Here is a 14518-nt window from a genome sequence, read left to right as displayed (position 1 = left end):
GGTATTCTAGAAACTATTATCAACCCCAGTAGATGGAGTTCAAGCAGATGGAGATGGATGACAACAAGCGTAGACGGAATATGATCCTCTACGTGCTCATCGCCTTCGTCGTCTACCTCGTGCTCTCGACCGTTCTGTTCCCCAACATCGGTCACACGCAGCAGATTACGGAGACCGATTACTCGACGTTTGTGAAAGCGCTCGACAAGAAGAGCGTCGAAAAGGTCGAGTACAACACGGACGATTACTCGATTTATTACACCAAGAAGGGCGAGGATGAGAACATCGCCTATAAGACGACCGGTGTGCCGAACGATGCGGGCTTTACCGATCGCGTGCTTGAGTCTGGCGCTTCGCTGGAGTCGGTCGTTCCCGATAAAAACTCGGGTTTGATGACCTACTACCTGCTCACACTCATTCTTCCCATGGCGATTTTCTTCCTCATCGGTTGGTGGCTCAACCGCCGCATGAAGAAGGCTATGGGCGATGACGGCCCGTCGATGAACTTTGGCGGCGGCGGTTTTGGCGGCGGCGGACTGGGTAAGTCCGGCGCGCGCGTGATCGCCTCCAAGGACGTGGGCGTGACCTTTAAGGACGTCGCCGGTCAGGAAGAGGCCAAGGAGTCTCTCAAGGAGGTCGTCGACTTTCTGGAGAAGCCGCAGCGCTACGAGGAGATCGGCGCCAAGCTGCCGCGTGGTGCTCTCCTTGTTGGCCCTCCGGGTACCGGTAAGACCCTGCTTGCCAAGGCTGTTGCCGGCGAGGCTGGTGTTCCGTTCTTTAGCATTTCGGGTTCTGAGTTCGTCGAGATGTTCGTCGGCCGTGGCGCCGCCAAGGTGCGTGACCTTTTTAAGCAGGCCAAGGAAAAGGCACCGTGTATCGTCTTTATCGATGAGATCGATACCATCGGTAAGAAGCGCGATGGCGGCGGCTTTAGCGGCAACGACGAGCGCGAGCAGACGCTCAATCAGTTGCTGACCGAGATGGATGGCTTCGATAACCATAAGGGTATCGTTGTCCTTGCCGCAACCAACCGCCCCGACAGTCTCGATCCCGCTCTACTGCGCCCCGGTCGTTTTGACCGCCGCATCCCCGTCGAGCTGCCCGATCTGACCGGCCGCAAGAACATCCTCGAGCTGCATGCCAAGAGCGTGAAGACCGAGCCGCCGATCGACCTGACCGCGATTGCCCGCGCCACGCCCGGTGCCTCGGGCGCCGACCTGGCCAATATCATCAACGAGGGCGCCCTGCGCGCCGTTCGCGAGGGTCGCAAGCGTGCAACCCAGGACGACTTCGAGGAGTCGGTGGAGGTCGTCATTGCCGGCCAACAGCGTAAGTCCACGGTGCTGTCCGACCACGAGAAGCAGGTCGTTTCTTATCACGAGATCGGCCATGCCATCGTTGCCGCTCGCCAGAAGGGCTCTGCGCCGGTCACGAAGATCACCATCGTGCCGCGCACGAGCGGTGCTCTTGGTTATACCATGCAGGTCGAGGAGGACGAGCGCTTCCTGACGACGCGCCAGGAGGTCTTGGACAAGCTCGCTGTCTATTGCGGTGGCCGCGCAGCCGAGGAGCTCATCTTTGGAGAGATGACGACCGGCGCCGCCAACGACATCGAGCAGGCCACCAAGCTCGCCCGTAATATGGTGACGCGCTTTGGTATGTCCGACGAGTTTGGCATGATGGCGCTCGGTACCGTGCAGAACGCGTATCTCAATCAGGACACGTCGCTCACCTGCGCCCCCGGTACGGCCGAGCGCGTGGACGCGATTGTCGCCAAGCTGATCGAGGATGCGCACGACCGCGCTTTGCAGATTCTGAAGGAGAACAAGTTTAAGCTCCACGAGCTGGCTCGTTATCTGTATAAGAAGGAGACCATCACGGGCGAGGAGTTCATGAACCTCCTCACGCGCGAGAATCCGCTGATGCCCAAGCAGCAGTAAAGCCGCGGCCGAGCCAGTAAACGCCGACGCCCCATTTGAGCAGCTTTCTCAAATGGGGCGTTTTGCTTGAGAGGGATGGAAATGAAGATCGTGGTGAGCGCCTGCTTGATGGGCGAGAGCTGCAAGTATAACGGGCTCGACAACTACCATCGCGAGTTGGTCGAGGCCTGCGAGCGTACAGGGACCGAGGTCCTCTTGGTGTGCCCTGAGGTCTTTGGGGGCCTGCCCACGCCGCGCAAGCCGTCCGAGATTGTGAACGGAGAGGTTCGTACCTGCGAGGGCATATCGGTCGATCGCGAATTTCGCCTGGGTGCCCAACGAGCGCTCGATATGTGCGAGCAGGCGGGCGGGCCGGAAGAGATCGCCGCGTGCATCCTGCAGGACCGTAGTCCCTCGTGCGGCGCGGGTCGCATCTACGACGGAACATTCAGCGGCACCCTTACGGCGGGCAACGGCGTCTTCGTTGATTTACTGCTCCGCCACGGTTATCGCGTGATCCCGGCTAGCGAGTTCGACCCCAGCATGCTGGAGCAATAAAAAACCACCACAAAGGTGCTGCTCCCTTGTGGTGGTTTTGGCCTGGGTCTAGAGCGTGTGGCCGTAGGCGTTGGCGGCCTTGATGGCGGCGGCGAATTTTTCGTCGGTGAAGGGCTCCGGGTTGCCTTGCTTCCACTCGTTGGTGGCGTGCGCGTGCTCGCACAGGGCAGGGATATCGGTCTCGGAAAGCCCGACCTGCTCAAGCGTTACGGGCAGCCCCATCTGCTTGTTGAAGTCAGCATAGCGCTTAAGGTTCTCGGTGTCGCCCGTGTAGGCGAACAACACCAGCACGCCCAGGCTTACGACTTCGCCGTGCAGGTAGGTGCCCTCACGCGGAATGCTGCAGGTGGCGTTGTAGAACGCGTGCGCCACGCTCGAGTTGTAGTAGTAATCGTTCTGGTTGGTCAGGTTCGAGACATAGCCCGTGTTGACCACGATGTCGAGCGCGATCTGCTTGACGGCCTCGCTCGACAGATTCTGACGAACGTCCTCAAGACCCTGAACACCGTAGGTAAACAGCGGCTCGGAACAGGTGTGGGCAAGAGCCAGGCCAAGGCCGGCGGTGTGCTCCAGGTCGCCGGCGCTCGTGGCGTACTCGACTTCGGGCTGCTTGGACAGGGCGTCGCCCACGCCGGCCCAGAAGTACTCCGCCGGAGCCTCGGCGATGATCTTGGGATTGATGAAGATGTGCGCCGGTCGGTTGGGGTACGAATAGCCCTCGAGCGATCCATCGTCGTTGTAGACGACGGCAATGGCGGTCGCGGCGGAGCAGTTAGAACAGATCGTCGGGACGGTGAAGACGATCTTCTTGAGCTCGATGGCTGCGGTCTTCACGGTGTCGAGCGCCTTGCCGCCGCCGCATGCGATGAGCACGTCGGCTTCCTGGCAGGCAGGGGAGTTCACGACCTTGGCGATATTGGCACGCGTACTGTTGGTGCCATAGACGCGCGTCTCCAGGACCTCGACATCGGTACCTTCAAGTGCCGCCTCGATTCCCGGCAGCGCCGCAGCCAGGGCTCGCTTGCCGCCAATGATAGCGACCTTGGTCGCTCCGTACTCGGCCAGTGCGGCGGGCAGCTCGGTAAAGCAATCCTCGCCAACGGTATAATCACTCATTCCAATCGTGCGCATGGCAACCTTCTTTCTTTCGATAAAGTGCTTTCAGGTATTTTGCTCCTAGAGAAGGTCCACAGCCGCGAGAAATTTCGAACGTATAAAACCAGTGTTGAGGGTTTTTCGCCGGCGCGGAACGTGCTAGCATACTCCGCATAAGCGTTGATGGGGACGAGTAGTCGGCCGTCCGCATGCTACAGAGAGCGGGGAGCGCTGAGAACCCGTGCATGCGACCGATGAAAATCACCCCGGAGCTGCGGTCCCAACGGACGTGCCGCGCAGGCTCGTCTTAGTAGACATCGCCGAGATGGTCGTCGATACAGGCCAGCCGAGTAACGGATGCGAGCGCGCGAATACGCGGGCGAGGGCATCTAAGCTGGGTGGTTAAGCGAAGAGCTTTTGCGGGCGTGCAGCCCGTTTTGTGGCGCTTCGTCCCAGCTTGCAGGGACGGGCGCTTTTTTTGGTGCCCATCGGGCGTGCGCGCCCACGACATGAAAGGGGTACCGTGGCAAACGAGTACAAGCAGACGATGAATCTGCCCAAGACCGGTTTTCCCATGCGTGCCGGTCTTTCCAAGTCCGAGCCCAAGCGACTCAAGGACTGGCAGGACAACAAGGTCTACGAGCAAGTTCTAAAGAAGAACGAGGGTCACAAGAAGTTCGTGCTACACGACGGTCCTCCGTACGCCAACGGCCCGATCCATATCGGCCACGCCATGAACAAGATCTCCAAGGACATGATCAACCGCTACTGGATGATGCAGGGCTATGAGGTTCCCTATGTCCCCGGTTGGGACTGTCATGGCCAGCCGATCGAGCATAAGGTCGAGGAGAAGCTTGGCACCGAGAAGTTCAACCAGACCTCCACGGCTAAGATCCGCGAGCTTTGCAACAAGTTCGCTGTCGAGAACATCGAGCTCCAGAAGGCCGGCTTCCGTCGCCTGGGCGTGCTCGGCGACTGGGACAACCCGTATCTGACGCTCTATCACCAGCACGACGCCGCCGACATCGAGGTCTTCAAGGCCATGTTCGATAAGGGCATGATCTATCGCGGCCACAAGCCGGTTCACTGGTGCAAGCACTGCCACACCGCGCTGGCCGAGGCCGAGATCGAGTACTCCGACGAGACGAGCCCGTCCATTTTCGTGCGCTTCGAGATGACCTCCAAGCCCGCCGGCCTCGAGAACTTCGACGGCCCGGTTGACTTTATCATCTGGACGACCACGCCGTGGACCATCCCCTCTGACCAGGCAGTTTCCCTCAAGCCCGGCGCCGCCTACGTCGCCGTTGAGCACGACGGCCGTGCCGAGGTCATGCTTGAGGACCTGGCTCCCAAGTGCTGCGAGGAGTTTGGCTGGGAGTACACCCCGGTTATGGTCGACGACAAGCCCTATGTGGTTCCCGCCGAGACCTTCCACCACATCCACTACAAGCAGCCGATCTTTGACGGCGTTGAGGGCGTGGCGCTGCTGGCCGATTACGTCGGTGTCGATGACGGTACCGGTATCGTCCACAACTCGCCCGGCCACGGCGTCGACGACTACTTTGCCTGCCTCAAGGAGGGCATCACCGACATCTGCATGCCGGTCGATGACGACGGCAAGTTCTACACCGGCGAGGAGTTTGGCACCGGTGGCCCCTTCAGCGGTATGGATACCGATGAGGCCAACCCGCACATCATCGAGTTCCTGCGCGAGCGCGGCACCCTGGTCCTCGAGAAGAAGATCACGCACAGCTATCCGCACTGCTGGCGCTGCAAGCATCCGGTGCTCTTCCGTGCTACCGACCAGTGGTTCGTCTCGATGGACAAGACCGGTTTGCGCGAGCAGGCTGGCAAGGAGGTCCGTGAGAACGTCAAGTGGTATCCGGCCCACGCGGCAAACCGCATCGGCGCCATGGTCGAGCAGCGTCCCGACTGGTGCATCAGCCGTCAGCGCAACTGGGGCGTGCCTATCCCCAGCTACACCTGCGCCGACTGCGGCGAGAAGGTCATGAACGACGCCACGCTCGACGCCGTCATCAAGCTCTTCCACGAGAAGGGCTCCGACGCCTGGTTCACCGACGCTCCCGAGAGCTACCTGGGCGAGGCCTGCGTCTGCCCCAAGTGCGGCGGCCATCACCTCAAGGCCGATAAGGACATCCTCGACGTGTGGTGGGATTCCGGCGTCTCCTGGAAGGCCGTCTGCGAGTACCGTCCCGAGCTGGAGTATCCGGCGGATGTGTACCTCGAGGGCTCCGACCAGCACCGCGGTTGGTTCCAGAGCTCGCTGCTCACCTCGGTGGGTGCCAACGGCCATGCTCCGTACAAGGCGGTCGTCTCTCAGGGCTTCACGCTCGATGGCCAGGGCCGCAAGATGTCCAAGTCGCTCGGCAACGTCATCGACCCCAACAAGGTTTGCGACGAGATGGGCGCTGACATCATCCGCCTGTGGGTCGCCTCGGTCGATACCAGCTCCGACGTCTCCATCGACCACGAGATTCTCGCTCGTACGTCCGATGCCTACCGTCGTTTCCGCAACACGCTGCGCTTCCTGCTCTCCGAGCTCGAAGGCCAGTTTGAGCCCGAGACCGACGGCGTCGCCTTTGCCGGCCTGCTGCCGCTCGACAAGCTCATGGTTGCTCGTCTGACCCAGGTCCAGGCCGAGGTCGACGACGCCTACGCCAGCTACGAGTTCCCGCGTGCCTACCGCGCGCTCTACGACTTCGTGGTTACCGAGCTCTCCAACGTGTACCTCGACGCCCTGAAGGACCGTCTGTACTGCGACAAGCCCGGCTCGCTCGAGCGCCGCAGCGCCCAGACCGTGCTGGCCGAGCTCTTCTCGATGCTCATGCGCGACCTGCAGCCGATCCTGTCCTACACCGTCGACGAGGCCATGGCATATGCGCCCGCTGGCTGCGTCGATCACCAGAAGTACGCCGCGCTGCTCGATTGGTACAAGTCGCCTATCACGGTCGACGAGGCCAATGAGTTCGAGGGCGTGCTCGAGGCTTCCCTCGAGCTCCGTAGCGCCGTGACCAAGGCCCTTGAGGATGCCCGCTCCGCCGGCACCTTCACTAAGAGCCAGCAGGTCCGCGTCAAGGCGGTCGTTCCCGCCGAGATGTACGCGCTGCTGACCGGCGACAAGGCCGTCGACCTGGCCGAGTTCTACATCGTCTCCGATGTTGAGCTTGCCCAGGGCGAGGAGCTTTCCGTTGCCATCGAGGCTGCCGAGGGCGAGTGCTGCGACCGTTGCTGGAACTATCGCACCACCGTCGGCGAGTACAACGGCCATGCACATATTTGCAAGCGCTGCGCCGACGCTTTGTAGGTTACGGCGTTCCTAGAACGCCGTAACCTACCGACGCTGCAAACGCCCCTAAGCGGCAATCTGACGTTCAATCGTCGGTCGCGTACCAAAGTACGCTTCCCTCCTCTTTCACGTCACCTTGCTCGCTTAGGGACGTTTTCGCTGTTGGTGACGATAACGCGGCGTTTCCATTGCTGGAGCTAAAGGCTTTCTTTCGCTTTCGCTCTTAGTCGAAAGCTATCAAGCGACATTCCGTTATTCGGAATGCCGCTTTCTTTTTATGCTGGTTATTTATCTGGCGTTAGCGAATATGTCGTGCGCTCTGCGTGTGGCAATATAAGATGGTTAATTGCGTTAAACGTAATTCGATGATCTTGAGGGTAGGGGATTGATTTGGGTCGTGCTGGGGATATGACGCCGCCTTTGCGTTGGCGGTTGGGTGTTGCTGGTGGGGTAGCGCTCGTTGTGCTGCTTGTTGACCAGCTGACCAAGCTTGCGGTTCGTGCCGTGGGCGACGCTTTGCATGTGACTGTTATCCCCGGTGTGATCGATTTTGTGTTTGTCCGCAATATCGGTGCTGCCTTTAGTATGGGCGAGGGGCATGGCATTGCGTTTGCCGTGCTGGCGTTGGCGGTCATTATCGCTATTGCCGTGTACCTCGTTCGTGCGCCCCAGCTCGCCCATCTTGAGGTTGTGGGCATGGCAATGGTTGCGGGCGGTGCTATCGGCAACGCTATCGATCGTTTGGCCTTTGGCTTCGTGACCGATTTTATAGCCACCACGTTCATCGACTTTCCCGTCTTTAACGTGGCCGATATCGGCATTACGGTCGGTGTGGTACTGGCACTCATCGGGTACATGTTCTTGAGTCCCGCTGCTCGTGAGGTCGATGCGACCGCTGAGCTCAACGCCCGCGACGAGGCCTGCGCAAAACGCAAAGCCAAGCAGCGTGGGGAGCGTGCCCGCAAGATTCGCGAAAGGAATGAGCGTTAATGGCCGACATCCATATTCTTGTTGCCGACGATTCCGCTGGTCAGCGTCTCGACGCCTATCTGGGCGCCAACGATGGCTGTCCCACGCGCTCTGCCTGCGCACATCTGATCGAGGGCGGCGCCGTCGCCGTCAATGGCGAGACCTGTCTGTCTAAAAAGTACGCCGTGCGAGCCGGCGACCGTATTTCGGTCGATTTGCCCGAGCCGCACGATCCCACCGATGTGATTCCCGAGGCCATCCCGCTCGACATTCGCTATGAGGACGACTATCTCATTGTGCTCTCCAAGCAGCGTGGCCTGGTGTGCCATCCTGCGCATGGTCATGAGAGCGGTACGCTCGCGAATGCCCTGGTCTATCACTGCGGTATCGACCATCTGGGCACCGTGCAGGGCGAGGATCGCCCCGGTATCGTGCATCGTTTGGATCGCGATACCTCGGGTCTCATGCTTGCGGCAAAGGACGACGACACCCAGCGCGCGCTCCAAAATCTTATCCGTACGCGCACACTCGACCGCCGCTATATCACGCTTGTCCACGGGCACATCGCCATGGACGAGGGAACCATTAACACCGGTATTGCCCGATCGACGCGCGACCGTGTCAAGATGGCGGTTTCTGACGATCCTTTCGCGCGCCAGGCCATTACGACCTTTAAGGTCCTCGAGCGCTTTGATTCCACGCGCTTTGACGATGGTTATACGCTCGTTGAGTGCCATCTGTTTACCGGTCGCACGCACCAGATTCGCGTGCATATGCGTCATATCAACCACGCCTGCGTGGGCGATCCACTCTACGGCAAGTGCGATGCGCGCGCCGACCAGGGCCTGACCAGGCAGTTCCTTCATTCCTGGCGCGTGGCGTTCGACCATCCCGTGACGGGGGAGCGCATTGAGTGCCGCGACGAGTTGCCGTGGGATCTCGCTGCGGTTCTCGACGATCTGGCTCCGCGCTCGCTCGGTCGCACGGCCGTTGGAGACGAAATCGTTCCGCAGCTCGGTCTTCTCGAAGCCTAGCCAGTATTAGGTGGTTTCTTGAACTCGGTAAGCCTGCGGTAAGATATACGGTTGTTTACGTAACGCGTTGCTGGGAGCCTGCATGCTCGCCTTTTTACAAACCAACACACCCATCGTGATCTTCAACCAGATTGTCGTCACGCTGCTCACGGTCTGTTTTCTGTACCAGGTGGTCTTCTTTGTCATTGGCGCTCTTCGTGGTGAGGTCGCGCCCCCTAAGGCCAAAAAGCTCCATCGTTATGCCTTCTTTATCGCGGCGCATAACGAGGAGGCCGTGATCGCCAACCTTGTTCGCTCCATCAAGGATCAGGATTATCCGTCCGAGCTTATCGAGGTCTTCGTGGTCGCCGATGCCTGCACCGACAACACGGCGCAGCTCGCGCGCGAGGAGGGTGCCATCGTTTATGAGCGCAACGACCTGGCCCGCAAGGGTAAGAGCTGGGTCATGGATTTTGGTTTTGATCGCATTCTTAACGAGTATCCCGACACGTTCGAGGGCTACTTTATCTTCGATGCCGATAACGTTATCTCCCGCGATTACGTGTCCAAGATGAACGATGCCTTTGACCAGGGATTCCATGTGGTCACGAGCTATCGCAACTCCAAGAACTTTGGCAGCTCGTGGATCTCGGCAGCTAATGCCACGTGGTATCTACGCGAGGCGCGCTTCCTCAACAACGCGCGTAATATCTGCAAGACGTCCTGCGCCGTCTCGGGTTCGGGTTACCTTATTTCGGCGAGTGTGATCGAGGGCATGCACGGTTGGCAGTTCCACACGCTGACCGAGGACATTCAGTTCACTACGTTCTGCGCTATTTACGGTATTCGCATTGGCTATGCGCCGGCGGAGTTCTTTGACGAGCAACCCGTGACGTTCAAGGCATCCTGGAAGCAGCGTATGCGCTGGACCAAGGGCTTTTACCAGGTGTTCTTTACCTACGGCAAGCATCTGGTCAAGTCGACGTTCCGCTATCATCGCTTTGCCGCCTACGACATGTTCATGACGATCGCCCCGGGTATGCTGCTATCGCTGATCTCGATGCTCGCTAATGCGACTTTCCTCATCGTGGGTGGACTCTCGCACGGCTTTTTGGCTACCGAAGTCGAGATGCAGGCCTGTGCCGCGTCGCTCATTATGACCTTCGCCATGATGTACCAGACCTTCTTTATCCTGGCGTTGCTCACGACTATCTTTGAGTACAAGCATATTCACTGCGCGCAAAAGTGGCGTTTGGTGACCAACCTGTTTACCTTCCCGATCTTTATGTTCAGCTATATCCCCATCACGGTGGCTGCACTGTTCCTAAAGGTCGACTGGGTCCCGACGCAGCACGCCGTAAACGTCACCCTCGACGAGGTCATGCAAGGCGCCAAATAACCACCACCAAATCCACCGCAAAGGGGACAGGCACCTTTGTGGTGGTTTTTGCTTTTGCGATGCAGCTCGAGGAGGAGTCCGATGGCTTATATCCCGTTTTGGATTTGCATCTTTGCCGGCGTGGCAATTGATGCCCGCCATCGACGTTTTCCCAATGAGCTTGCCGGTGCGTGTGCGGTGACGGCGTTAGTGGGCGTTTGGCTCGACAAAGGCGTTAACACGGCGCTTGACCATGCCGGTCTTGCGGTCATCGTCTACTTTGCTCTCGTGCTGACTGAGTCCCTCTGGCGTCGTTTTCGCCAAACCCCGGGCATCGGCATGGGAGATGCCAAGGCACTCTTTGCGCTTTGCACGCTCGACCCTATGGGCGGCATCGTCGCATTTGCCACTGCGCTCCTGGTCCTTGCCCTCTCCTGCCTCATCACAAAATCGCGCTCCCTGCCATTGCTCCCGTTTTTGGTGCCGATTTTTGCCATAATCGAGGTCGTGGGCTGCACATTGTAACCGATTGCGCATCCTTCTTAAGGAGCATGCCATGGCAACTAATCAAGAAACGGCCGTCATTAAGGCGCGCATGGACCGTATTCCCTCGGCGTTGTCGCCCGAACTTGTCGAGCGCATTGTCGCTGATCGTGCTTCGGGCTATGTCAACCCGTATCGTTGTAACGACGACCAGGTCATTCGTCGTATTGATCGCGCTGCCGACAAAGGCACGCTTATGCGTCCGGCGTTTATGCGCGATACCGAAAAGATACTTCATCTTCCGGCGTACACCCGTTATGCAGGCAAAACGCAGGTCTTTAGCTTCCGTAGCAATGACGATCTGTCACGCCGCGGTTTGCACGTGCAGCTTGTCTCGCGCATTGCGCGCGATATCGGTCGCGCCCTGGGGCTCAATTGCGATCTGATCGAGGCGATTGGCCTGGGTCACGACTTGGGACACACGCCTTTCGGCCATGCCGGCGAGCGCTTCCTCAATGATATCTATCATGAGCGCACGGGGCGTTATTTTTTCCATAACGTGCAGTCGGTCCGCGTGCTCGACGCACTGTACGGCCGCAACGTGTCGCTCCAGACGCTCGACGGCGTGCTATGCCATAACGGCGAGTACGAGCAGCGTGTGTTTGAGCTCTCGGACATGAGCTCCTTTGACCAGTTTGACCTGACGGTTGAAGATTGCATTGCCACGGGCTATAGCGCAATTGAGCATCTGCGTCCCATGACGCTCGAGGGCTGCGTCGTTCGCATCTCGGATATTCTTGCCTACGTTGGGCGCGATCGCCAAGACGCCATTGCGGCGGGCCTGCTGTCACCCGACGCCTTTGATGATGGCCGGGGCGGTGCCTACAACAGTTGGATCCTCACGCATGCCTCCATCGATATCGTTGAGCACAGTTATGGTAAGCCGCGTATCGAGATGAGCGAGGACCTGTTTGAGGAAATCCGCCGGGCCAAGCGGGAGAACTACGAGAAGATCTATAGCAAGGGCGGTATCGAAGGCGATTCCGAGGTGGAGCTGCGCGAGGCGTTCGAAAAGCTCTACGACCGTTGCCTGCGGGATCTAAACAGTGGCGACGAGTCCTCTTACATCTTTAAGCACCATATTTCGCGCATTGAGCAGCAGCTTTCCTACTATGATCGCACCTATGCCTGGCGGGACGACAAGGATCAAGCCGTGGTGGATTATATCGCGAGCATGACGGACGGTTATTTCTGCGAGCTGACGAGCAAGCTGTTCCCTGGTCTGGAGTTTCCGCACCGTACCTATATTAACGAACGGTAGTTCGTATTAATTCGGTATACTGTTAGTGGAAAACGTTTTTGATTGATACACGGGATGGCTATGGACGACCTTTTTTCTGCCTCGACGCGCGAGCGTTCCTTTAAAAATGCGCCACTCGCGGTGCGCATGCGCCCCAATTCGCTCGACGAGTACGTGGGCCAGCAAAAGGCCGTCGGTAAGGGCTCATGGTTGCGTGCCGCGATCGAGCACGACGTGCTTTCGAGCGTGATTCTGTACGGGCCGGCCGGTACGGGTAAGACGACGCTGGCCCACATTATCGCCAACCATACCAAGAGCGAGTTTGTCGAGGTCAGCGCCGTGACGGGTACCGTAAAGGATCTTCGCCGCGTGATTGACGAGGCCAAGACGCGCCTGAATACCTACGACCGCCGCACCATCCTGTTTATCGACGAGATTCACCGCTTCTCCAAGTCTCAGCAGGACGCCTTGCTGCATGCGGTTGAGAACCGTACCGTCATTATGATTGGCGCCACGACGGAGAATCCGTACTTCGAGGTCAACTCGGCATTGCTCTCGCGCGGTCGCGTGGTGGAGCTTGAGCATCTTAAAGACGAGGATATCGCCACGCTTATCGAGCGTGCGCTCGAGGCGCCGCAGGGTTTGAACTGCAAGTTCTCGGCCGATGAGGATACGGTTAAGACCATCTGCACGCTGGCAGCGGGTGACGCTCGCTCGGCGCTCACGACGCTCGAACTTGCGAGCGAGATTGCCGTCACGCGTCCCGATACCGAGGGAACGCCAGCGCCCGCGGCGGGGGAGCGCTATCCCATCACCGTGGATGACGTGAAGATCGCCAACCCGCGTCGTGGATTTTCGTATGACAAAAACGGCGACATGCACTACGACATCATCAGTGCGTTTATTAAGTCCATGCGCGGTAGCGACCCCGATGCCACGATCTATTGGCTCGCGCGCATGATTGATGCGGGGGAGGATCCCAAGTTTATCGCTCGCCGTATTATGATTCAGGCTTCTGAGGATGTTGGCAACGCCGACCCGCAGGCGCTTTTGGTGGCGCATGCCGCGTTTAAGTCTGCCGAGGTCATTGGCTATCCCGAGTGCCGCATTAACCTGGCTCAGGCTGCACTCTATGTGTGTTTGGCCCCTAAATCCAACGCGTGTGAGGCTTCGATTGATGCGGCGCTGGCCGATATCCATTCTAGTGGGCTTCGCGAGGTGCCGAGTTATCTGCGCGATCGCCATCGTCCAGGCAGCGACGACTACGGTGTGTATAAATACCCGCACGATTATCCCGAAGGCTGGGTCGATCAGCGCTATTTGCCCGAAGGCTTGGAACGCGGTGCATTTTGGCAGCCTGCCGGGCGCGGCTGGGAAGAGTGGCGCGTAGAGCAAAGCGAACGCGACCGCAGCGGGAATGCACCGAAGTAGCTGCTGATAATTTTGTCCCACGTTGCTGCTCTTGGCATGTTCGGTCCCCTTTGGGGTACCATGGAAACCGTCTGTATATCGATTCCTTTGGGAGGCTTGTATGAGTCCCATTCAGATTGCCCTGCTGCTGCTCGCCGTTGCCGGCGTGTGGGTCATCGCTGAGCTCGCGCTTACCCTGCGCAAGACCCGCAATGTTGTCGACTCGCTCGATAAGACCGTGAACGACCTCAACAACACCATCGCCGAGGCTCAGCCTGTGGTGGCAAAGCTCGATGGCGCTGTCGATGAGCTTACGCCGGCGCTTGCCCAGATGGAGCCGCTGCTTAAGTCGAGCAAGACGGCAGTTGATGCCCTTACCTCCAATCTCGTAGAGGTCGAAGCCGTGGTTCGCGACATTTCTGAGGTCACCGGTAGCATGGCCGAGGCCAGCAATGCTGTGTCGAGCGTGACCGACTCTGCCGCCGGTGCTGTGCAGAAGCTCTTCAATAAGGTGAAGGCTCCTGCAGCTGAAGCCGAGCGCAAGCTTTCCGCTGCCGCCGAAGAAGCCGAGCAGCCGACCGAGCGCGTCTTGATTGGCAAGGCGGAGGACGAGGCCGCCGATGGCGCAGATGTGGCTCAGAAGTCTGCATCCAAGCGGGCTCAGTATTACACCTATACACCCTCCGAGACCTCTGAGGAGTCCTGCGATGAGTAGCGAAGCAACCTGCCCCATCACGCTGACCGTTGCCGGCGACCCGCGTCTCGCTCGCCTTGTGCGCATGACGGCAGCCAACGTTGGTGCCCTGTGTTCCATGTCCGTCGATCGCATCGAGGACATCCGCATGGCTGCCGAGGAAGCATTTATTTTCGGCTGCACGGCTGTTGATTCCGACGATATCTCGATTAAATTCGATGTCGACGAAACTCACGTGGGTATGACATTTACCTTTGGCGATCAGGCGACTGTCGATGAGGATGACCAGGCTGCGGTATATGCCGAGCTCATCCTCGCGAGTGTGTGCGACTCCTACGAAAAGACTGCGGCGCCCCTGACGCTTTCCCTCGACCTCAAGGCGGATATCTAAT

The 14518-nt window shown here is 59.0% G+C and carries 12 protein-coding genes; 11 read left to right on the top strand and 1 reads right to left on the bottom strand.

Going from position 1 to position 14518, the window contains the following annotated elements:
• Positions 1 to 47: 47 nt before the first annotated feature.
• Together ftsH and I2G40_RS04790 are read left to right on the top strand one after the other, a co-directional pair.
• On the top strand, positions 48 to 1940 hold the full coding sequence (gene ftsH, locus I2G40_RS04795; protein ID WP_195544369.1) for an ATP-dependent zinc metalloprotease FtsH: 1893 nt from the start codon (positions 48 to 50) through the stop codon (positions 1938 to 1940).
• 81 nt (positions 1941 to 2021) lie between these two features.
• Positions 2022 to 2477, top strand: a complete 456-nt coding sequence (locus tag I2G40_RS04790; protein ID WP_138112401.1) for a 2-thiouracil desulfurase family protein — start codon at positions 2022 to 2024, stop codon at positions 2475 to 2477.
• Between the two features lie 48 nt (positions 2478 to 2525).
• Here the strand turns inward: I2G40_RS04790 and I2G40_RS04785 are convergent, their stop codons facing one another.
• Positions 2526 to 3608 (bottom strand): iron-containing alcohol dehydrogenase family protein, encoded by a 1083-nt coding sequence (locus I2G40_RS04785; RefSeq protein ID WP_195544368.1) that lies wholly within the window; start codon positions 3606 to 3608, stop codon positions 2526 to 2528.
• Positions 3609 to 4119: 511 nt separating this feature from the next.
• Between I2G40_RS04785 and ileS the strand changes: the two genes are divergently transcribed.
• The 9 genes from ileS to I2G40_RS04740 all read left to right on the top strand — a co-directional run bounded on the left by ileS (position 4120) and on the right by I2G40_RS04740 (position 14517).
• A complete protein-coding gene (gene ileS, locus I2G40_RS04780) occupies positions 4120 to 6897 on the top strand; it encodes an isoleucine--tRNA ligase (RefSeq protein WP_229090663.1) in 2778 nt (925 codons plus the stop codon).
• 372 nt (positions 6898 to 7269) lie between these two features.
• Complete coding sequence (lspA, locus tag I2G40_RS04775; RefSeq protein WP_229090660.1) at positions 7270 to 7869, top strand: signal peptidase II; 600 nt, start codon at positions 7270 to 7272, stop codon at positions 7867 to 7869.
• Positions 7869 to 8882 (top strand): RluA family pseudouridine synthase, encoded by a 1014-nt coding sequence (locus I2G40_RS04770; protein WP_195544366.1) that lies wholly within the window; start codon positions 7869 to 7871, stop codon positions 8880 to 8882. The genes lspA and I2G40_RS04770 overlap by 1 nt, the downstream gene beginning before the upstream one ends.
• Before the next feature lie 82 nt (positions 8883 to 8964).
• Entirely contained in the window at positions 8965 to 10260 is a 1296-nt protein-coding gene (locus I2G40_RS04765) for a glycosyltransferase family 2 protein (protein WP_195544365.1), read from the top strand.
• 81 nt (positions 10261 to 10341) lie between these two features.
• Positions 10342 to 10764, top strand: a complete 423-nt coding sequence (locus I2G40_RS04760) for a prepilin peptidase (RefSeq protein WP_195544364.1) — start codon at positions 10342 to 10344, stop codon at positions 10762 to 10764.
• A 31-nt stretch (positions 10765 to 10795) separates the two neighbouring features.
• The gene (locus I2G40_RS04755; protein WP_195544363.1) at positions 10796 to 12043 is read left to right on the top strand and encodes a deoxyguanosinetriphosphate triphosphohydrolase family protein; all 1248 of its coding nucleotides are present in this window, start codon (positions 10796 to 10798) and stop codon (positions 12041 to 12043) included.
• 60 nt (positions 12044 to 12103) lie between these two features.
• Entirely contained in the window at positions 12104 to 13453 is a 1350-nt protein-coding gene (locus tag I2G40_RS04750) for a replication-associated recombination protein A (protein ID WP_195544362.1), read from the top strand.
• A gap of 100 nt (positions 13454 to 13553) precedes the next feature.
• On the top strand, positions 13554 to 14147 hold the full coding sequence (locus tag I2G40_RS04745; RefSeq protein WP_195544361.1) for a hypothetical protein: 594 nt from the start codon (positions 13554 to 13556) through the stop codon (positions 14145 to 14147).
• Positions 14140 to 14517, top strand: coding sequence for an ATP-binding protein (locus I2G40_RS04740; protein ID WP_195544360.1), 378 nt, complete (start codon positions 14140 to 14142; stop codon positions 14515 to 14517). Before I2G40_RS04745 ends, I2G40_RS04740 begins: the two co-directional genes overlap by 8 nt.
• Position 14518 lies beyond the last annotated feature (1 nt).

The sequence above is a fragment of the Collinsella aerofaciens genome, from assembly GCF_015558785.1.
Lineage (GTDB): Bacteria > Actinomycetota > Coriobacteriia > Coriobacteriales > Coriobacteriaceae > Collinsella > Collinsella aerofaciens_P.
The sequence above is the reverse complement of the archived record's forward strand: the minus strand, read 5'-3'. Positions and strand labels throughout refer to the sequence as shown.